This window comes from Terasakiispira papahanaumokuakeensis, from assembly GCF_001709345.1.
Classification (GTDB): domain Bacteria; phylum Pseudomonadota; class Gammaproteobacteria; order Pseudomonadales; family Halomonadaceae; genus Terasakiispira; species Terasakiispira papahanaumokuakeensis.
In genome coordinates, this window is record NZ_MDTQ01000001.1 from 3,980,765 (window position 1) to 4,001,286 (window position 20,522).

Consider the following 20,522-nt stretch of genomic DNA (forward strand, 5'->3'; position numbering starts at 1 on the left):
GATCGCTGTCGATAACAATGGCGAAGACGTCACCGCCCAGGATACCGAAGTGGTACTCAATACCAATGAAGCACCTAGCTCGTTGGGCGGCAGTGTCGAAGGCGCTGAGGATCAAGCGCTCTTACTGGACTGGGACGATCTGAATATCTCGAACCGAGAAGCGGATCAGTCTCTGAGCATTAAGGTTACGGCGTTAGCGGGTGGCGGTGAGTTACAAGTGCAAGATGATTCGGGGGCCTGGCAATCAGTGGCGGTAGGTGATCAGCTGACTCAGGCCCAGTTTGAGGCGAATCAAGTACGCTTTGTCCCGGATGAGAATGAGTCGGGTGTCGATGGTTATGGCGGTAATGGGGTTGGCAATCAGCAAGCCAACTACGCAGAACTGAAATTTACACCCAATGACGGCATTGCTGATGGGCAAGAAACTTCGTTGGCCATTGATATTCGACCGATTGCTGACAGGCCTGATCTGTCTATTTCAGTCGGTGAGCAAGTCAGCAGTGAATCGTCTTCTACTGTGGTTGTTCATGGTGACATCACCATTACGATTGGCCAGGGGGGTATTGAAATCTCTGGAAGCGGTGAAGTGATTACCTCCATTGCGGGCTCTAGTGGGAATTTACATGGCGATGCGGATGCGGATGTCATTGTGCTGGATGGGCCTTTCAGTGAAATCAAAGACGGCACTCAAAGCTTGCACTCCGTGGATGGTGGCAATCTGGATTACTTGTATCTGACTGGTTCAGCGAGTGATTACACCGTTGACTGGTCTGAACAGCATCTCGGTTCAGGGATTGACGGTGCGATTACTGATAGTCAAGGCAATACGCTGTCATTCAATAATGTGGCAGGCATTATCTTTGGCGATGGCACTTCACTGTACGATGACTTGGATATTTCCACTTCCAATGGTAGTGAAACGTATGAGCTGAATCTGGCCGCCGCTTTGACGGACACCGATGGCAGTGAGGTACTCAGTGGCGTGACGTTGTCGGGCGTTCCTGACGGCGTGACGATCCAAGGTGATGGGGTGAGCCAGCTCGACAATGGGGATTGGTATGTGGATAACCCCACAGGCCAAGATCTGGACAGCCTGGATTTGTCGATGACAGTCCCTCAAGGGACCGATGAATTCACGATTACCGCAGAAGTGACGGCCAAAGAAATCGTGGGTGAAGATGAGGTCGTGGTGAGTACGAAAAATGCATTGGCATCGGCTGATTTTGTCGATACCGATACCACGCCAACGATCACTGTCGACCAGGACACCTTGTCTGGGCTGGAAGTACAGACGGATGAGTCTGGCTTGCGTACGGCTGACAGTGTGACGTCGACCACTGATTTCTCGCAAGCCTTGGGCTTTGATTATGGTACTGACGGTGCGGGACAGGTGACTTATCAGCTTTCTTTGGCAGGGACTCAGCCGGTTTCTACCGATTTGACCGTGTCCCAGACCGGAGAGGCGATCAGTCTGGTCATGCAAGATGGCCACCTGATTGGGCAAACGGTGAGTGGCGAGAAGGCCTTTGAGGTCTCTGTCGATCAGAATGGCCAAGTGTCGATGACGCAGTATCAGGCGATGTCACATCCCGATACGACGCGTGCCGATGAAGTCAACTCGCTGGATGGATTGGGTATTAAGCTGGTCGTCACAGCAACCGATGCCGATGACAACACTTCAGCCGGTGACATGGGTCGTACCGAAATTGACTTAGGGGCTCATCTGAGTGTTGAAGATGATGGTGTGACCTTGTCTCAAACGCCGCCTGCTTCCGGTTATCAGGCCGTGACGGATGGTATTCCTGAAGCTGTGACTGGTAGCTATGGGTTTGAGACTGGGGAAGGGTGGTCTTCCTCATCCAGCTTCGATCCTTCTCATGTGATTTCAGGTTCTGAATACTCAAGTGCCGGGTTTACAGTGCAAGCCATTGGGTTGAATGCGGATGGCTCCGGTCAAGTTCCGGGCCAAGTATATCAATCATGGCGTGGGCTCTCGGTTCGCAGCAGTGAAGCCGATGGTTCAATTGAAGAGTTGCCCCAAGAAATTTCTTATCGAAATGGCGCCTCAGAAGAGCTCGTGTTCAAGCTTGAGCCTGGTCATATCGCCTATGGGTTAAAAGCGGAGCTCAGTTCTCTGTTTGTCGATGGTGTGATGGGTGATGGTGATAATGAAGTCGCCAAAATGGTCTTCTATCGCGACGGTGTGAAGATTGCGGAAAGTGATGACATCGTCTCTTTCTCTCAAAGTCCAAGTGGCGATTGGCAGGCCGATATGGCCTCGGTTCCTGGTGGCTTTGATGAAGTGCGCTTTATGGCCGTTGATAATGGCGCAGGTTCAAATGCTCAGAATAGTGATTTTGCTGTGAAGGCAATTGAGTTCCTGGGCAGTGAGGATGGCGATTCGACTGAGATTGCTCATTCTACAGGGCAAGTGGATGCGCAAGCGGCTGACGGCGTGACGTTTGAACTGACCGGTCTTGAGAGTCATCCTGAGTATGCGGTCACCCTGGCGGATGATAATCATACGTTGATCGCCCGCGATGCTGAGGGCAATAAAGCCTTTGAAGTGAAATTGAGCCAGAACACCGGCACCTGGGACTTCTTGCAGTACCAAGCATTGCCAGAAGATGTGAAGTTTGGGGTGAAGGCGACCGATGGTGATGGTGATACCGCCAATACGACAGTCGCGTTAGATGCCTATAGTGGCGTAGAGCCCTCTGTTACGGTTGATGTGGAAGCCGCGACCCATTACGACACCATTGTTCAAGGTGATATTGATGACCTGGGCTTTGATAAAAATGGGACTGGCTACATCAACGATCCCCTGCCACCGGCTTCAACCCAGACCGTCACGTTTGATTATGGGGCTGAAAATGCGAATAAAGTCATCACCGTGACCTGGAACCAGCAAGCCTTTGGCGGTTGGGAGGATGGCCGTTGGGCCAGTCAAGGCTATACCGAAGACACGTTTGCGGTGTATGTGAATAATGCGCTGTTGCAGAAGTACAACTTCCAGTCCGATCCCTTTAATGATAATAGCTGGGTGTCTGACGTGTATGGCCAATCCTTCCAGGTTGTGTTGGATGCCAATGGCCAAGCGACACTGCGCTATGAGGTACGCTCGACCCATCCGGAAGAAACCGTTTCAATCACCGACTTACAGGCCGCATTGCCGACCTCGGGGACTGATTATCCTGTGACCATAGAAGGCACGATTGAAAGCGGTCATATCGCCAGTTACCTCGTGACGGTTGAGGGCGGGACCCTGCTGCATAATGGGACTGCGCTGACGCCTAATGACGAAGGGCAATATGAGCTGACCCCCGATCAGTTGTCTGGTTTAAGCGTTGATCCTGCTGGCGAGGCCAGTGACATTCAAGTCTCCGCCACAGCTGTGAGTGATCTAGGGGTTGAAAGCCCATTAGCCACCGATGCTGTCGCCGTGGAGACTTCGAGTGCCCCCACACCCGATGTCAGTGTTGATATTCATGGTCAGGGCGACATAACTGTATCGGGTGATGATATTAATGATCTGGGGAATGGGCATGGTGGGAATTATGTTTCCCATTATGAGAATGATGTAAGTAGCGTACAAACGCTCGACTTTGGTGCTGAGCATGCCGGTGAAACCGTGACACTGAGCTGGTCCCAAGTGACGCAGGGCGGTTGGGATTCATCGGGCCTGGGCAAAGATACTTTGCAAATAAGTGTGAATGGCTCGTCTTATGAAGTGAATGCAGGTGTTAGCCAAGCCTCGTTAGACATTACGCTGGATGCTAATGGACAAGCGGTTGTTCAGTTCCAGTCGACCACAAACTGGTCTGATGAGCGCATTAGTATCAGCAATCTTCAGGCTGTGCTTCCTGGCACTTATGATGTTGATGTGAATGGCACCATTGATGCGTCTAGTCAGATTGTCAGTTATGTGGTGACGGTTGAGGGGGGGACTTTGATGCACAATGGTCAGGCCGTGCCTTCCAATGGGCATGGCGCCTCGGTACTGAGACCTGACCAACTTTCTGGGTTGACGATTGAGCCTAGTGGCGGTGCGGATCAAGTTCAGATCACTGCCGTTGCGGTGAGTTCTGAAGGCGTTCGGAGTGCTCCGGCGACGGATACCGCTTATGTAGACGGCTCGGATCCGGCGATGGCCGAAGCGCCTGTGTCTGCGCTGGCCCTGGACGTTGATTTGAGCCTAGACAGTGACGGGTTAGACGCCTCCTTGTCAGTGGCCAAAACTGAAAATGGTGAAGTGACCCAAGAGTATCTTGATGTTGAGACTTCTGTGAGCGTACCTCAGCTGTCGCTCGTGACGTGGGATTCTATCGAAGGGGCCGGGGCTTCCTATGACTTAGAAGTGACTTTAGCTGATCCCGATGCGGATTGGTCTTATTCCCTGGATGGCGGCGAGAATTGGCTGGTGGGTAGTGAGACAGTGATCAATTTGCCTGAAGGCGAGTATGCCGCAGGTGATATTCTGGTCCAGCAAACCTTAAGTGATGGCTCGACGGTGACTGGTGAGTTGGCTTTGGACGCTCACTTAACGGTTGCGGGTGATAGCAGTGAAGCCGGGGCTGAGACTGTGGATGGCTCTGAGACAGATGGCTCTGAGACCGCAGATGGTTCTGAGACTACAGACGGTTCTGAGGCAACAGAGGGCTCTGAGACTGGCACGGGTACTAGCAGTGACAGTACTGGTGCGAGTGATGCTGATACCAGTGCTTCTGATACCAGTGCTACCGGCGACACGAGTGATAGTGAAACCGCTACGCCAGCCGATGGGGCCGGTACGAGTGACGTTACGGATTCCTCTGCTGAAGAAGCGCCTACATCATCGGGAGAAACCACGGATATCGCTTTTGGTGATGACACTATCGCGATGAACTTCAGTGATGATCCTGATGCGGGAACAGGTACGGGTGAAGGCCTCTTTGGTGAATCGCAAGTTGCCAGTGCCGATTCTGGTGCATCTAACTCTGATTCCTCAACAGCGGATGATAGTTTGAGTGATCTCTTGTCTGATGATGCCCAAACCCTTGAAGATGATGGCATAACGTTGCCTGGTAGTGAAACCGAAACGGCGTCTAGTGAAACGGCCAGCAGTGAGACATCGTCAGCTGATTCGAGTACTGAGAGCAGCGCCGATACCGAATCTCAAAATGATCCGGCGACGACTGACTCGGCGATCGATGCAGGCGGTACTTCAGTGGATCTGGTGCACATGCAGGACAGCTATAACACCACCAACTATGAGTAAGGTATCGGTCTGCCAGGGCGTGGTTTGCCATGCCCTGGTAGGTTGAGGGAGACCAAGGGATGATAAGGGTCGGCTCTTTGAGCCGGCCTTTGTTATGCTGCGAGTATGAATTAAAAGGAGATGTCGGATGTATGTGAAACGTAATGCACAGGGAGAGGTCCTGTTAGTCAGCCGTGAGCCGACCCCCGAGTGCAATGAGTACCTGGATGCTCAGGCACCAGAACTCCAAACATTTATGTTGGCAGGTGGCAGTGACGAAGAGCGTGCCTTACTGAAATCCGACTTAGAGTTTGTTCGAGTCTTGGAAGATTTACTGGACCTGCTGATGAATCAGGGGGTGATCAGTTTTACGGATTTGCCCCAACCCGCTCAAAAGAAACTGATGAGTCGGCAAACTCTACGTAAGCGTTTGGACTCGGTCGATCTTTTGGATGACGATAACCTGTTAGGCTCTGATGCGATTTGATGGCACCGTGATTGCCAGTCGGCTCATTGAGACGGGCCTGCAATCACGGCCAGAGCTTCTTAGGCTTTTTTATCCTGCCGTACGCCTGGGCCGGTGACCCCATCAACCCCTAGCTTGAACAGCTGTTCGCTGGTATCACTATTCTGTACGCCTTGAGCGATCACACGGATGCCTAATGAGTGTGCCAGTGTCGCCATGCCTCGCACGAGGCTTTGTTTGGTCGGATTGAGCAAAACCTCATGGCTGAGTGTCGCATCGAGTTTGATGTAGTGCAGGCCCATATCTTCGATTCCTTCAATTTTGCCAAATTGTGGGCCGACATGCTCTAACCCCACTTGGCAGCCGAGCTGGGATAATTGCTCGCATAAATGTTTAAACTCTGTCGGGAATTGTGTGGCGGCTGTTTCAGGCATTTCAAACCAAAGTCGATGGGCCCATTGAGAGTGTTGCTGAATCAGGTTGATCAGCCGAGTGAGATAATCTCCCTTATGTAAGGCCTGCGTGGACAGGTTGACCCCAACGGGATGTCCCGTTTGTGCTGTATCTGCCAGTGCCTGGGTGGTCACGGCTAAGTCAAACTCAGCATTCATCTCCAACCGCGAAATCCAGGGCATAAAGAGGCCTGCGGTTCGCCATTCGTCTTTGATTTTGAGGCGTGACGGCACTTCATCATGGAGCAGGCTATCTTGATTGGATATCACCGGATAATGGGCCAGTTCGATCCCATCTTGCAGGGCTGCCTGTAAAGCGGCCCGCCAATCGTCGTGAGTGGTGAAAAGCACGGCCTCTGCATCAGCTTGGGTGGTGATAATCCCGATAGGCTGATTTTCAGCCTGGGCCAAAGCACCATCCAGTTGGGCCAGTAGTTGGCCGCGTGACTGTCCTTGGTGGTAATGGCTAATGGCCGCGGGTGTCGTTAGGGCGATTTCTGTACTTTGATGCAGTTGCTCTAAACCTTGCTGCAACTGTGCGGCGAGTGCTTCAGATTGGTCGCTTCCCGGTAAGAGGAGCGCAAAATCACAACCTTTGAGGCGGCCCACATAACTGGGGGATGTTGAAAGCTGCTCGAGCATACGAGACAGTTGGTTCAACAATTGATCAGTGGCCTGATGCCCTAGATGTTGATTGACTTCTGTGAGATGAGTCACTCTGACCATGATCAATAGACCCGAAGCGATATCGCCTTCGCTGTCCAAGGCATTGGCGAGTCGGTCGAGGAAAGCTTCACGGTTGAGGGTATCGGTGACCGCATCATGTTGCAGCTGACGCCGCAATTGTTCCAGCTGGTCGGTCTCTTGATTGAGCATCTCGCGCACCGCAAGCGATAAGCGGTTCATGGATTTGACCAGCGTTTTTAACTCTAAAGTCCGCGGCTCCTTCGATGTCATGAAGCGTCGTTCACCCATCGCCTGGGCTTGCTGAACCACGTGATATAGCGGACGGCGGATCGTGTGAACTAACCAGCTTGTCAGTGCCAGACTGACCACGGCAATCAGGCCAAACAGCCCGGTTAGGCGCAATGTGCTTTGCCAGAGTGTTCGATAAGCGTAGCTGTGCTGGCTTTTGAGATGTAAGGTGCCGTACTGGCGCCAACCATCTTGGACAACAGCCGTACCGGCGGGAACGTCAAAGCTGACCAAGTGACGGAACCAGGCGGGCACATCGGAAACGGCTTCGCTCGCGGTGCGGCGATCAATGACTTCACCGTCCGGGCCAATTAATTCAATCAGTTGATAATGCCCTGTATCAAATTGAGCGGCCAACAACAGCTGAATGCTGATCGGGTCTTTATCCATTTGTGACATCGACAGGGCCAGTGCATTGGTGTTGTCGATATTCTTAATTCGAATTTCCTGCTCAATATATTGATGGCTGCTGGTGACGCCGACCAACAAACTACCGATAAAAGTTAAAAGCAGTACCCCGGTAATGGTCAGCCAAAGCTGTTTAATCAGTGACATATAAACTCCTTCTAGACCCCAAAACCTTGGGCCTGCATACGGCTAAGCACATTACGCCAGCGAGATAAACGGTTGACGGGGTTGGCTTGAGATTGACTGGCTCCACCGGTCCATAGTCCTTGACCATTAAAACTGAAGACAGGGGTCAAGTCATGGCGTTGAGAACCGGGTTGAATTTCACTAATGATGTTATCAAGAATCAGGGGGTCTGATGTTGGCTTGACATAGAACCCCAGTACCATATGGGCCTGACTGATATTACTGCGCCCTAGGCGGGCGCGAACGTAAATCATCCGAAGCTTATCCATGGGGACACCCAGAGTGAGTAGCGTGATGTATTTGGCAATGGCATAGTCTTCGCAGTCCCCTTGGCCATGGCCCATAGTTTCAAGCGGTGTGGCCCAGTAATCCTCTTGTCCCCAAGCTTCTGGGTCTTCCACCCAAAGCACCTGACGATTAAAAAAATCATTGGTATAGGTCAGTTTTTCGGCCAGTGAACCTTGACCGGCTTGATCCAGTAACTGGAACCATTGCTCAAGCACGGCTAGACCTTTTTGACCGTAAGCGCGCTGCATCGTTTGGCGCAGACGTGCTCGATCTGGTTGTAACCCCGCTTCGACCCGCCCTGCACTGCCAATGCCCCATAAAGATAAGCACAAAACACCGCCGAGCAGCCTTAAGCTCTGGCGTCGTGTCATCGAAGGCGAGTGTTTTACCTTATCTGGGTGAGTCAAGCGTTTCTTCCTGATAGCTTTTGGCGGATTAGCCCAGTGATTATTATTCGGATCAAGCCGCTTTTGTATCGTGCCGCCAGCGTTCTAGACCTTATAAACCTAATCATCAAATCATGATGCTTCATCTTGACGCTAATGATGCGTAGAAGGCTCCGGTGGCGTGTAAAGGCTTCCCTTGGAGTGTAGAGGGTTCCAGTCGGATTTAAAGGTGACGCCACTGTGTTGCTGCTTCCATCAACTCCGGGTATAGCCAGTGAAAGTCATCAGTGAGTTGATCATACTCCTGACGCAGGGTCGGGATAAGGGCGGTCAGCGAATATCGATGACCCAGGCGCCGTTCTAGGCCTTTAAACACCGGTTGAAGCTGCTCAAAATACTGATAATTCAATAGCCAATTATCGTTCACCATATAGGGCAGTATGGTCTGCAAACGAGCTGGGAGCTTCGTTTGAGATTGCAGGCGTTGGTAAACCTGCTGAATAAAATCGGGCAGAGGTTGTTCGGCGTATTGTGACCAATAGCGGGCCAGACAGTGATCAAAAAAAACATCTAATGCGATACTGGCCATTCTTCGTTGGCCTGGTTCGAAACGCTGTTTCGCTTGTTGAACGGCTGGGTGCTGATCCGTGATGACGTCGAGTCTGCGATGCAACGCAATGGCATGTTCGACTTCTTCCGGCCACTCGCCTTTGAGCGGCCCCTTCACAAAGTCACCGAATAGGCTGCCGAGTTGTTGTGCTTCACTGGGGCCGCCCAAGTGAAGGTGGGCCAGATAGTTCATCAGTGTTGTGCCTGTCTATGGGCGCTCATGCGTTCTATGTTCGCTCATGCTTTGCCTTACTGCTGGCTATTCAGTGAGGTGAGTTCAGGCCAGGGCGAGTGGCCTAATATTTCGATCAAGGCTGACTGTGTTTGTTGCAGTGCTTGTATGGGCTCGATCAGGAAATCGTTTTTGCTATTTTGGGGGATCATCAGTAGGGCGGTGGCCAGTAAACAAGTCGGCAATGCCAGCCAGCCTAAGGGGCCTGCTAATGTCAGCGGTAATAATAAAATATAACCCCAGCTCAATGTTGAAAGCCCGGACATCTCTGTAGGCCTTGTCGGGGCCAATAACTCTTGGTGTAAGCGGCCTTGATGCGCTAAACGATGATCAAAGGTTTGCCACTGCACGCTGTCAATCAGCCCAAGTCGCTGGGCGGTGACGGCTTCTTCATTGATCATATACTGGAGTTGCAATAATTGGTGTTGAGCTTGTCGTTGTGGCTCGATCAGGCTGTCTTCAGCGGGTTGATCGACGGCTAATCGTTTGCAGGAAAGGCTATCGAGCAACAGGTGAAGATCTTCACTTGCAGATGTGTGGGCCAAAGTGTGGCGAATGACCGTCACTTGAGCCAACAATAACGCGATGACACGCTCATGAAGGTTCTTGGCCACTCGTTGACGAGTATCCAATTGGGCCTCTAGCTGTGAGGCCATATCTTGAGTCTCTTGCTGCCAGTATCGCCAGTCCCAATGGTACTGACTCATGGTCTGCTGACGCTGCCGCCATTGGTGATTCACGTTGATCAATAGGCCTAGGCCGATCAAGGCCATTGGCCAGGCCATCGGGGTGGGTAGCCAGTCTGGTCGAACCGACTGTAACATCAATGCGAATAAGCTGACCCCGGCGACGAGTGCTAAGCTGGGAAGCAGTGCCAGCAGGCTCCCTAGCGACCGAGAGCGATGGAGATGTAAACGGTATGATGGCGCCACTTTCATGGAGTAATTCCTAATGCCATGGTGTGATTCCTAATGCTTCACCCTTCATCCTACACATGATATATCAGCATGTGCGGGCTTTGCGTGTGAAGGGGGCTTCGAGCAGAGGACTCGATTTTTTATAGGGGTTATATCGGTGCGTATGGATTCATCTCATCTTAGGGTGAATCAGCTACCAAGGATTTTACCTCAGGAGAGAATCAAAATGACGTTTATTATGGTCAACCCATGGCGACTTAATGACCAAGCTGAGCCGCGTGGCCTGAGCCTCCGCGTTAGACTGATGTTGGCCATACTACTGGTCAGTGCTTTTCTGAGTGGGTGCTCCGTGTCACCTACGGGGCGCAACCAGTTAACGCTCTACTCAGAAGACACGATGGCGCAACAAGGAAGCCAGAGTTTCGAGGAGATGAAGCAGCAGTTGCCGATCAGTCAAGATACCAAGATTAATCGTAATGTGCAGTGCGTGGCCGAGGCGTTGCTCAAAACCGCTGAGCTTAAACCCGTTGAGTGGGAAATTGTGGTATTTGACCAACCCGATACGGTGAATGCGTTTGCGTTACCCGGGCGTAAGATTGGGGTCTACACCGGATTACTGGATGTGGCTAAGACGGATGACCAGTTGGCTGCAGTGGTTGGGCATGAGATTGGGCATGTTTTGGCTCACCATGGGAATGAACGCGTATCAACGACCATGATCACACAGGCAGGGTTAGCCATTTTGCTGATTGGCCTGCAGACCCAAGATATGAATAGCCCCGAGCTCACCGCAGCCCTCACCGGAGGCGCACAAATAGGCATTATCCTCCCTTTTTCTCGTGCTCATGAGTCCGAAGCGGATACCATTGGTCTATTACTGATGGCGCGCGCAGGGTTTGATCCTAAAGCCAGTGTTGTCTTGTGGCAAAACATGAGTCAAGCGGGCGGTGATGGCCCTCCGCAGTTCCTGTCGACTCACCCGTCTAATGAAAGCCGGATCGAAGGGCTTGAGTCCCACATGGATGAAGCCATGGCGCTTTATCGTGAGGCGGCCCATCATCCTCAGTGTCCCGCGCGGTGATGGCGGTGTCGATCTGACGTAGGGGGCTCTGTTATTTCACTCACCCATTTGACTCAATGGGTGAGAGGCGTTTGATGCCTTGTTGGTAGAGGCTCCATGCCATTAAACCGGCGATTAGGTTGCCTAACAGGGCGCCCGTCATCAGCCCATTGAGACCTCCCCATTGGGCGCCGATCCATAAGGCAGGGAGAAAGCATGCAAACAACCTTAATGCCGAAATCAATGCGGCTCTAAGGGAGAGCCCGAGGGCATTACACACCGACACCATCAACATACAGAGTCCTAGCCCGGCATAGCTGAAGGGCACGCGATCTAGATAAAGCGACAGGACATGGCGAACGGCTTGCTCATCGGCAATCAGTGGAGCCAAAGTATCCGCAAGGGCCCACCAAATCAGTGCGACCGCCAGTTGCCACAGCAACACAAAACGGACCGCCAGTTTAATCACATGCTGGGCATCGTTAAGTCGGTTCGCGCCCAGAAGACGACCAATCATTGGCGGAAGTGACATCGTTAGTGCCAGCACTACGACAATGGAGAAAAACTCCAATCGACTGCCTAGGCCCCAGCCTGCTACAGCGGCACTGCCAAAACCGGCGACGAGGGCGGTAGCGAGCATGGCTGATAACGGCGGCATCCATTGGCTGGTCATCGCAGGCCCCATAATCTTGCCTAACTCCATAAGTGCCGGGCCTGGTGGCAGCGAGGCTAAATCATAGCGGGCCAACTGATGGCGCTGATTACGTGGGTAGACCCATAACATACCGATAGAAAAGCTGATGACGCTCGCCCAGGCCGCCCCTGCCAGCCCACCATCCAAGGTGAAAATAAATACGGGATCTAAGACGATATTGATGAGACTGGTGGCCACCATGACCAAGCCGGGCAAGCGTGTGTTGCCGTGAGCACGACAGAGACTGTAGCCGTAATACAGCATGGCGCCACACCAGGCGGACAGTAGCCAAGGGGCATAATAGGTATCAATGGTGGGTTGCAGTGAAGGTTCAGCGCCTAGTGCGGCGAAGATCGGGCGCCGAAAGAGCCAAAGCCCAATGACAAGAAGCCCGGTTAAGGCCCCTCCTGTGACCAAGACCAAGCCGCCTAGTCGCGTCGCTCTTTGGGTGTCACCTTGACCCAGGGTGCGGGCAATAATAGCGGTGGTCGCGATGCCTAACCCGACTTGTGTGCCAATAATGACTTGAGCCAAGGGTAATATAAAACCCAAGGCGGCGAGAGGGTCAACCCCCAAGCGGGCGATAAAGGCGCTGTCGGCCAGCTGAAAACTCATTAATGACAAGACGCCGAACATCATCGGCCAGGTCATATGGAATAATTGTCGGCCGAGCTGGGCTGTGGGTAGTGCTTCAATACGCATGCAGATTCCAGAAAGTAGGCAAGCGAGCAAATAGACAAGCAAAAAGTAGGCAAGCAGTTCAGGTTGAGCTTTGTCAGGCTAAATGGGGATGATGAACCTTATTTACAAATGGTACTTATGAACATGAGGATTTCTTGGTCCCACTGAGGGTATACATGACTAATGGTATACATGATCTATGGTATACATCATAGCGCCACCAGACAGACTGAGCCTGTCGACATCGGAGATGAGCTGTTAGGCTTATCAGGATACTGACGGATGGAATGGTGATGACTCAGCAACCTTCTCAGCAATCGCTCAACAGCTTGGCCTTGGCCGCTTTTATTCTCGTGCTGGCGAGCATCATGTTTCCACCCTTAGTTTTACCGGGCGTGGTTTGTGGTCATTTGGCTCGGGCTCAAATTCGGCGCGGTAAGGGGAGTGGTGATGGTTTTGCCTTGGCGGCTTTAGTGACCGGTTGGTTATTTCTCGGTGTCTTTATCGTCATGATGTTACTGATTGGCGGTTTGATCTGGAATGCCGATCAGCTGCACATGATGTGGTGGCATGATATGCCGTCAGGTGGGCAGATGCTTTGAGACAGGCCGACCCAGGAGGTCGACCTGTTGAGATGACCTAATGCATCGCTTAGCGCAGTTTGCGCAAGCTTTCGGCGATGATTTCTAGACCGCGATCTAAGTCTTCGAAATCAACGGTCAGCGGGACCAGAATACGGACGACATTGCCGCGAGGACCGCAAGAGAGTAAGACCAGCCCCATCTCCAGTGCAGTGCTGAGCAGGTTGCGTGTCAATTCGGCGGCCGGACGTTTCGGGTCGCGATCTTCACACAGTTCCATGGCTAACATGGGGCCCATACCCCGAACTTCAGCGATACAGTCAAACTCTTCAGCGAGTTTATTCAGCCCTTGGCGCAGGTGCTCACCGACTTTTTTGCCACGTTCGAGCAGTTGCTCTTCTTCGAACACGTCCAATACGGCTAATGCGGCCGCACAGGCCAGAGGATTACCCGCGTAAGTGCCCCCCAAACCACCAGGACCCACGGCATCCATGACCTCTGCACGGCCGACGACGGCCGACAGAGGGAAGCCGCCCGCCAGGGATTTAGCTGTTGTGATCAAATCTGGCGCAATACCACTTTGTTCAACGGCAAAGAAAGTGCCTGTGCGACCTGCACCGGTCTGTACTTCGTCACAAATCAGCAGAATACCGTGCTCGTCACAGAGTGTGCGAAGTGCCTGCATAAAGGCTTTGGGGGCAGGGCGGAATCCCCCTTCACCTTGGACCGGCTCAATAATGATCGCCGCGACATCTTCCGGGCCGATATCACAGTGGAAGATCGCATCAATAGATTCCAGTGCATCTTCAATGCTGACGCCTTCTAATTCACTCGGAAAACGTGCATGGAAGATTTCTGCCGGGAAAGGACCGAAGCTTGCCTTATAAGGTCTGACTTTGCCCGTGAGGCCCATGGTCAGCAAGGTGCGTCCATGATACCCACCCTGAAATGCAATAACGCCGCTTCGGCCTGTGGCCGCACGAGCGATTTTGACTGCGTTTTCAACGGCTTCAGCGCCACTGGTCAGGAGTACTGTTTTTTTCTCAAAGTCTCCAGGAGCCAATGTATTCAATCGTTCTGCCAGGGTGATGTAGTTCTCATACCCAAAAACTTGGAAACAGGTGTGAGACACATGGTCTAACTGGGCTTTGACGGCTTCAACCACGCGCGGGTGACGATGACCGGTATTAAGCACCGCGATGCCGCCAGCAAAGTCAATATAGTCCCGTCCATCGACATCTGTCATATGGCTATTCAGTGCTGATGCGGTATAACGTGGATGGGCCTGCCCAACCCCCTGAGCCACAGCCTTTTGACGGCGACTATGCAGGGACTGATTGTTATTCATTGTTCATCTCCTGAGCGAACCAGGCCGCTAAGGCGGCTCTGAAGCTTTATTGAACGTTAAACATTCAAGTGCTGATTGCACTTGTCATTGGGAATACAAGGTCTTGAGCAACGCTTTGCGCTCTAATCCTTGAGACTACACACTTCTGTCAGCAAGCGAGCAAAACAAACCTGTTCGGTTAAAATCAGCCCGTTTACTGGCTTCAAGCCAGACTGCGATCACTTGAGACACGCTGTGCCTGACTATCGTTAGATCCGATCGTCGTTATATCGGGTTTTCGTTAGATCTGGTTTTCGTTAGATATAGTGATCAGTGTCTGATTTATTAAACATTATGCGCGTATCTCTTCGCGTTTGCCAAGCCCCTCGACCATGATTAATACGTAGGTTTATGGTGTTGCGACCATTCTGTTCGTGGTGATTGGATTTGGAGGGTGGGGTGAGGCGATGTTAAATGATAAAACCGGCGTTTTGTTCGTCTGCCCTTATGCCCATTTTGTGTTGGACGCCAGTCAGGTTAAGCTTGTTAACTATTTTGATCGCTCGTGTCGATCCACCTGACTGGACACTGAACGACAAATTAAACACAGCTGAGCATACAGTTGATTACGTGGCGGAGAGCGTTGTGGAGAGAGTGGCAGGATGACAGCATCGAAAAATGAGGACGACACCCAGGTACTTCCCTTTGATCTTGGTTTACGTTTAAGAGCCATCCGTGAATCACGCGGTTTATCGCAGCGTGAATTGGCTCGGCGTGCAGGCGTGACCAATGCCACGATCTCTCTGATTGAACATAATCAGTCGAGCCCTTCTGTTGCCTCTTTGAAAAAGGTGCTGGATGTGCTACCGATGACGTTGGCAGAGTTCTTTTCATTGGAGATGCCGGAAGAAGATCCGGTGTTTTTCAGTGCCGATGAGTTTTATGACATCAGCCGTGGTGAGGTCAGTTTCCGCCAGGTCGGTGATGCCAGGCGCCATAATTTACAGGTGCTTCATGAGCGTTATGCCCCTGGTGCGGATACCGGCAGGACGATGTTGCGGCATGAATCTGAGGAAGGGGGCGTGGTGATCGAAGGCGAGATTGAGCTGACCGTGGGCCACCATCGGCGCCGCCTTGGCCCTGGAGATGGCTATCTCTTCGATAGTCGTCAACCCCATCGCTTTCGTAATGTGGGTGATCAAGACTGTGTCATTATCAGTGCCTGTACCCCGCCTTATCTCTAATGATTCATCCGGTGTGGCTTGGGATGGGTCTGAATGCCACCGGTCTACGCTATGACCTTGTGATCACAAGGTCATAGCGTTTTAAAGTCATAGGGCTACTAGACGATAGGGCTTCTAGACCACAGCGCTACTAGACCACAGAGCCACAAGACAATGGGGCCCAAGGTCTTATTGAGTCAAAGGGGTTATTGAATCTCAGTAATCCCGCTGTGACGCAGCAATGCGTCGACTTGAGGTTCACGCCCCCTAAAAGCGACGAATAAGTTCAAGGCATCATCTGAACCGCCTTTTTCTAAAATGCATTCCCGGAAGCGGCGCCCGGTATCGGCATTAAATGTCCCTTCTTCTTCAAAGGCGCTATAGGCATCGGCGGAGAGCACTTCGGCCCACTTATAGCTGTAGTAGCCCGCGGCATAGCCGCCTGCAAAAATATGCCCAAAGCTGTTCTGGAAGCGATTAAAAGAGACCAAGGGCACAACAGAGATATAGGCCCGGACTTCATCCAGTAGGGCTTGTATATCCTGTGTTTTAGGCGCTTCCAACTCATGATGAAGGCGGAAGTCAAACAGTGAGAACTCAAGCTGCCGTACCATTTGCATGGCAGATTGGAAGTTCTTGGCAGCTAATAACTTGTCGACCATTTCATCTGGCAACGGCTCACCGGTGTCAATATGACCGGCAATTTTGGCCAGACCCGCCTGCTCCCAACAGAAATTCTCCATAAACTGGCTCGGTAACTCAACCGCATCCCAGGCCACACCATTAATCCCTGCCACATCGGCCACATCAACCTGTGTCAGCATATGATGGAGGCCATGCCCAAACTCATGGAATAGTGTGGTGACCTCATCATGAGTCAGTAGGCTGGGCTGTCCGGAAACCGGTGCGGTAAAGTTACAGGTGAGGTAGGCGACCGGTAATTGAATGGTCTTGTCTGCGGTCAGGCGTCGTCCTCTACAGCCATCCATCCATGCGCCACCACGCTTGCCTTCTCGCGCATAGAGGTCTAGATAAAAACCGGCAATGGGCTGACCGGCACGGAGTACCTGATAAAAACGGACATCTGGATGCCAGGTTTCGACATCATCTAGGGCTTCAAAGCTGATCTCAAACAAGGTGCTGGCCACATCAAGTAAGCCTTCAATCACCTTGGGCGCTGGGAACCAAGGGCGTAGCGCTTCTTGGCTAATGGCATAACGTGATTCGCGCAGCTTTTCTCCGTAGTAGTTGATGTCCCATGGCTGTAAGTCGGTCAGCCCATAGGTTTCTTCAACCCACTGTTGTAACGCATCAAATTCTTGGCGAGCTTGCGGTAATGACCGTTTGCCTAAATCTTTCAGAAAGCCGAGCACTTCTTCGGGTGAACGCGCCATTTTGGTCGCCAGAGAGCGCTCAGCATAAGTTGAAAAACCAAGCAGTTTGGCTTGCTCTTGACGTAGTGCCAGTATTTCTTCCATGACCGGGCCGTTATCATGAGCACCGGCTTGAGGGCCGACTTCTGAGGCTCGCGTAATATTGGCGGTATACAGCTCTTCTCTCAGCTTACGGTTATCACAATACGCCAGTACCGGGAACAGGCTGGGGAAGTCGAGTGTAAACAGCCAGCCTTGTAGGTTTTTGCTTTCCGCTAAGACGCGCGCTGAAGCTTTGGCTGACTCGGGAAGACCGGCCAGCTCCTCTTCATCAGTGACCAGTCGTGTCCAGCCTTGGGTGGCATCCAGCAACTGATTGGAGAAGCGGTTGGACAGTTCTGAGAGACGCTGGCTGATTTCGCCATAGCGTTGTTTTTGCTCGTCGGGCAAATCAACCCCGGCCAGACGGAAATCACGTAGGCTGTTCTCGACCATACGTTGTTGTGCAGAAGAGAGCTTGGACCATTGTGGACTTTCTTTTAAGGCTTGATAGGCTTTGAAGAGCCCTTCATGTTGCCCCATCCACGTCGAAAACTCGGATAAAGGGGCCAGGCAGGCTTCGTAAGCCTCGCGCAGCGCGGCCGTATTGGCGACACCATTCAAGTGCGATACTGGCGACCAGGCGCGCTCCAGTCGATCGCCTACCGCTTCTAGTGGCATCACTAAGTGGTCCCAGTCGTATTGGCCTTGGGCGACGATTGTTTCCACTGTTTGCTTGTAGGCCTCTAGCAGGTAGCGAATAGCGGGCTCAACGTGAGCGGGTTTGATCGCGCTAAAACGGGGCAGTTCAAAGGCCCCTACTGGGCTATCTTTCAATAGCGGATTATCGGCCAGCGCCTCAGGAAGGGTCAGAGTCTCAGACATAGCAAACCTTTTTGATCAAAATGGAGGCTTCTGCTGTTGCCAAAATGTGGGATAAAGACAGGGGCTGAATAGCGACAACATGTTTTGCCTTCAGCCTTTATTCCATCTGTGAAGACAATCTTCAGCAGCCGTGAAGATAAAATGCGCCCTCTTTTCTCGGGTTTCAATCCCTGAGGTCAGATCTCGTCGCGAAAGAAAGCCTTTCTTGCTCATGATGAATCACCTGAGCCATGAATCACCTGAGCCATGAATCACCTGAGCCATGAATCACCTGAGTCGAGGGTGATTGATCCTGAATAGGGTGCTTTTCAGCGCGTAGCGCTTTGTCGGCGGTGTTGGCTCTGCTAGGCTAAGCGGCTGATTGATAATGGCCTCTAATTGTTGGCCCGTCATTTGCTATAGCACCATACAACGTACTGGCAACTGTTAAGTCGTACTAACTGTTAAGTCGTACTGGTAACCATTAAGTTAAGCAGCGCTGAATCGCGCGGAGAACTGATCAATGACCAGCAAAGCTCAGCAATGGAGCTCTCAACGAGCCTTTATTCTGGCCGTGACCGGGGCCGCAGTCGGCCTGGGCAATATTTGGCGATTCCCTTATATGACAGGAGAAAATGGCGGTAGTGCCTTTCTTCTGCTTTATATCCTGTTCGTATTGATCCTGGGGCTGCCTGTCATGATGGCGGAGATCATGGTCGGTCGTGCGGGGCGTGCTGGCCCTATGCAGTCGTTGATGAATATGGCGCGCGAGAATGGGGCCAGTCCACAATGGCGTCATATCGCTACATTGGGAGCGGTCACGCTATTTTTGATCCTATCTTTTTATGGCGTGGTGTCGGGATGGTCGCTGGCGTATATCGGTAAGTCAATCAGTGGCGATTTTGCTGGCCAGCCCCCCAATGTTATTGGTGGCATCTTTGGTCAGTTCCTTGAAAATGTGCCGCTATTGCTGATCTGCCATCTCATTTTCATGGTGTTAACCATGGCCGTTGTCGCACGAGGTGTGACTCAGGGCTTAGAGCGCCTGAATAACCTGTTGATGCCATTACTGTATTTATTGTTGCTGCTGTTGGCGGGGTATGCCGTGACAACCCCTGGGTTTGGCGAAGCGATGAAGTGGCTGTTTCTGCCGAATCCTGAGGCGATTACCTGGAAAGCAACGTTGGATGCCATGGGGCATGCGTTCTTTACTCTGGCGATCGGGGCCTGTGCCTTAATGGCTTACGGCGCTTATATGCCGCCCGAGCAAAGTTTGCCCAAAGCGGTGATTGCCGTGGCCATTCTGGATGTGGGCGTTGCCTTGCTCTCGGGGATTGCCATTTTTTCTGTGGTGTTCAGTCATGGTATGGAACCCGCCGGAGGCCCAGGCTTGATGTTTGTCACCTTGCCCATTGCCTTCAGTGATATCACCGGAGGCACTTGGTTGTCTGCCGCTTTCTTTGTGTTGTTGCTACTGGCCACCTGGACCAGCTCAATCAATTTAGCCGAGCCGATGGTGGCGATGTTGATTGATAAGGGGTGGCGCCGAGGGCAAGCCGCATTTGCCGTAGGGGTTGCGGTGTGGGCGATGGGGGTACTGTCTGCCTTGTCATTTAACGTCCTGTCCGATGTCTTTCCTTTACAAGCGTTAGGTGGAATTTTTGCCGGTAAGACAGTGTTTGATCTGGTCAGCTCAATTCCTCCGGATATTTTCTTGCCTTTGGGTGGCTTGCTTATTGCGATTTTCGCAACACGGGTGATGCCTGCCTCTGATGGGCGAGCGGCTTTGGGTGGCGGCGAGGCCTTTTATCGACGCTGGCGCAAAATTACGGTGATGATTTCAGCACCGTTAGTCGCATTGGTGCTGTTCGTTTCTCTGTTGAAGCTTTGGGGCGTATTCTGAATCGAGCCGTCGTACTCGACCTCAACAATCAGTGAAAGCGATAAGGGGATTTGCAATGCCAGTAAGAGAGTATCAGGGTAAGCAGCCTGTGCTGGGCGAGCGCGTGTTCGTTGATCCCACGGCAGTGGTGATCGGTGATGTCACCTTAGGTGAGGATTGCTCGGTCTGGCCGATGGCTGTGATTCGCGGCGATATGCACCACATTCGTATTGGGGCTCGCACCAGTGTGCAAGATGGCTGTGTATTACATATCACCCATGCCAGTGACTTTAATCCAGGAGGATTTCCGCTGGAAATTGGTGATGATGTCACGATTGGCCATAAAGCGCTTTTGCATGGCTGTACGATTGGGAGTCGTGTATTGGTCGGCATGGGCGCCATCATTATGGACGGCGTGGTGGTCGAGGATGAAGTCATTATTGCCGCAGGTGCTGTGGTGACACCGGGTAAACATTTAGCCAGCGGCTATGTTTATGGGGGGAATCCGGCTAAGCCATTGCGCCCCCTTAAAGAAAAAGAGCAACGCTTTTTCCCCTATACCGCCGCCAATTATGCCCAGTTGAAAGATCTACATCGGGCTGAAGGTTGGGAGGCGTAATGCCTCTGGGGGCCTGGTCCTAGC

The 20,522-nt window shown here is 52.2% G+C and carries 14 protein-coding genes; 7 read left to right on the plus strand and 7 right to left on the minus strand.

Annotated features, from left to right (window positions below; all coding sequences use genetic code 11):
• Both BFW38_RS17295 and BFW38_RS17300 read left to right on the plus strand, forming a co-directional pair.
• Window positions 1-5,257, plus strand: a 5,257-nt coding sequence (locus BFW38_RS17295; RefSeq protein ID WP_218186451.1) for a DUF5801 repeats-in-toxin domain-containing protein, incomplete at its 5' end; no start/stop codon positions are given.
• 127 nt (window positions 5,258-5,384) lie between these two features.
• Window positions 5,385-5,723, plus strand: a complete 339-nt coding sequence (locus tag BFW38_RS17300; protein ID WP_069000049.1) for a tryptophan synthase subunit beta like protein — start codon at window positions 5,385-5,387, stop codon at window positions 5,721-5,723.
• Between the two features lie 59 nt (window positions 5,724-5,782).
• Here the strand turns inward: BFW38_RS17300 and BFW38_RS17305 are convergent, their stop codons facing one another.
• The 4 genes from BFW38_RS17305 to BFW38_RS17320 form a co-directional block, all read right to left on the minus strand.
• The gene (locus BFW38_RS17305) at window positions 5,783-7,684 is read right to left on the minus strand and encodes an EAL domain-containing protein (protein WP_069000050.1); all 1,902 of its coding nucleotides are present in this window, start codon (window positions 7,682-7,684) and stop codon (window positions 5,783-5,785) included.
• Window positions 7,685-7,695: 11 nt separating this feature from the next.
• Window positions 7,696-8,418 (minus strand): transglutaminase-like cysteine peptidase, encoded by a 723-nt coding sequence (locus BFW38_RS17310; protein ID WP_245686187.1) that lies wholly within the window; start codon window positions 8,416-8,418, stop codon window positions 7,696-7,698.
• 202 nt (window positions 8,419-8,620) lie between these two features.
• A complete protein-coding gene (locus BFW38_RS17315; RefSeq protein WP_069000052.1) occupies window positions 8,621-9,199 on the minus strand; it encodes an acyl carrier protein phosphodiesterase in 579 nt (192 codons plus the stop codon).
• 56 nt (window positions 9,200-9,255) lie between these two features.
• A complete protein-coding gene (locus BFW38_RS17320) occupies window positions 9,256-10,176 on the minus strand; it encodes a hypothetical protein (protein WP_069000053.1) in 921 nt (306 codons plus the stop codon).
• A gap of 205 nt (window positions 10,177-10,381) precedes the next feature.
• Here BFW38_RS17320 and BFW38_RS17325 point away from each other — a divergent pair, with 205 nt between their 5' ends.
• Window positions 10,382-11,236 carry a M48 family metallopeptidase gene (locus BFW38_RS17325; protein ID WP_245686188.1) on the plus strand — a complete coding sequence of 285 codons (855 nt, stop codon included), beginning with the start codon at window positions 10,382-10,384 and terminating at the stop codon, window positions 11,234-11,236.
• 40 nt (window positions 11,237-11,276) lie between these two features.
• Here the strand turns inward: BFW38_RS17325 and BFW38_RS17330 are convergent, their stop codons facing one another.
• A complete protein-coding gene (locus BFW38_RS17330) occupies window positions 11,277-12,611 on the minus strand; it encodes an MATE family efflux transporter (protein WP_069000054.1) in 1,335 nt (444 codons plus the stop codon).
• Between the two features lie 272 nt (window positions 12,612-12,883).
• Here BFW38_RS17330 and BFW38_RS17335 point away from each other — a divergent pair, with 272 nt between their 5' ends.
• Window positions 12,884-13,192: a DUF4190 domain-containing protein gene (locus tag BFW38_RS17335; protein ID WP_245686189.1), complete on the plus strand. Its 309-nt coding sequence runs from the start codon at window positions 12,884-12,886 to the stop codon at window positions 13,190-13,192.
• A 49-nt stretch (window positions 13,193-13,241) separates the two neighbouring features.
• Here the strand turns inward: BFW38_RS17335 and gabT are convergent, their stop codons facing one another.
• A complete protein-coding gene (gene gabT, locus BFW38_RS17340) occupies window positions 13,242-14,519 on the minus strand; it encodes a 4-aminobutyrate--2-oxoglutarate transaminase (protein ID WP_069000056.1) in 1,278 nt (425 codons plus the stop codon).
• 641 nt (window positions 14,520-15,160) lie between these two features.
• Between gabT and BFW38_RS17345 the strand changes: the two genes are divergently transcribed.
• Window positions 15,161-15,742, plus strand: a complete 582-nt coding sequence (locus BFW38_RS17345) for a cupin domain-containing protein (RefSeq protein ID WP_069000057.1) — start codon at window positions 15,161-15,163, stop codon at window positions 15,740-15,742.
• Window positions 15,743-15,927: 185 nt separating this feature from the next.
• On the opposite strand, the gene prlC is transcribed toward BFW38_RS17345, so the two are convergent.
• Window positions 15,928-18,018 carry an oligopeptidase A gene (gene prlC, locus BFW38_RS17350; protein WP_139116664.1) on the minus strand — a complete coding sequence of 697 codons (2,091 nt, stop codon included), beginning with the start codon at window positions 18,016-18,018 and terminating at the stop codon, window positions 15,928-15,930.
• Between the two features lie 502 nt (window positions 18,019-18,520).
• On the opposite strand from prlC, the gene BFW38_RS17355 reads away from it, so the two are divergent.
• Window positions 18,521-19,900: a sodium-dependent transporter gene (locus BFW38_RS17355; RefSeq protein ID WP_069000058.1), complete on the plus strand. Its 1,380-nt coding sequence runs from the start codon at window positions 18,521-18,523 to the stop codon at window positions 19,898-19,900.
• A gap of 55 nt (window positions 19,901-19,955) precedes the next feature.
• A complete protein-coding gene (locus BFW38_RS17360; RefSeq protein ID WP_069000059.1) occupies window positions 19,956-20,498 on the plus strand; it encodes a gamma carbonic anhydrase family protein in 543 nt (180 codons plus the stop codon).
• Window positions 20,499-20,522: the final 24 nt, after the last annotated feature.

Excerpts from the sequence above, each read along its gene's own strand:
- BFW38_RS17300 (WP_069000049.1), top strand. The coding sequence starts at position 5,385 with ATGTATGTGAAACGTAATGCACAGGGAGAGGTCCTGTTAGTCAGCCGT.
- BFW38_RS17335 (WP_245686189.1), top strand. The coding sequence starts at position 12,884 with ATGACTCAGCAACCTTCTCAGCAATCGCTCAACAGCTTGGCCTTGGCC.
- prlC (WP_139116664.1), bottom strand. The coding sequence starts at position 18,018 with ATGTCTGAGACTCTGACCCTTCCTGAGGCGCTGGCCGATAATCCGCTA.
- BFW38_RS17345 (WP_069000057.1), top strand. The coding sequence starts at position 15,161 with ATGACAGCATCGAAAAATGAGGACGACACCCAGGTACTTCCCTTTGAT.
- BFW38_RS17330 (WP_069000054.1), bottom strand. The coding sequence starts at position 12,611 with ATGCGTATTGAAGCACTACCCACAGCCCAGCTCGGCCGACAATTATTC.
- BFW38_RS17355 (WP_069000058.1), top strand. The coding sequence starts at position 18,521 with ATGACCAGCAAAGCTCAGCAATGGAGCTCTCAACGAGCCTTTATTCTG.
- gabT (WP_069000056.1), bottom strand. The coding sequence starts at position 14,519 with ATGAATAACAATCAGTCCCTGCATAGTCGCCGTCAAAAGGCTGTGGCT.
- BFW38_RS17315 (WP_069000052.1), bottom strand. The coding sequence starts at position 9,199 with ATGAACTATCTGGCCCACCTTCACTTGGGCGGCCCCAGTGAAGCACAA.
- BFW38_RS17360 (WP_069000059.1), top strand. The coding sequence starts at position 19,956 with ATGCCAGTAAGAGAGTATCAGGGTAAGCAGCCTGTGCTGGGCGAGCGC.
- BFW38_RS17325 (WP_245686188.1), top strand. The coding sequence starts at position 10,382 with ATGACGTTTATTATGGTCAACCCATGGCGACTTAATGACCAAGCTGAG.
- BFW38_RS17320 (WP_069000053.1), bottom strand. The coding sequence starts at position 10,176 with ATGAAAGTGGCGCCATCATACCGTTTACATCTCCATCGCTCTCGGTCG.
- BFW38_RS17305 (WP_069000050.1), bottom strand. The coding sequence starts at position 7,684 with ATGTCACTGATTAAACAGCTTTGGCTGACCATTACCGGGGTACTGCTT.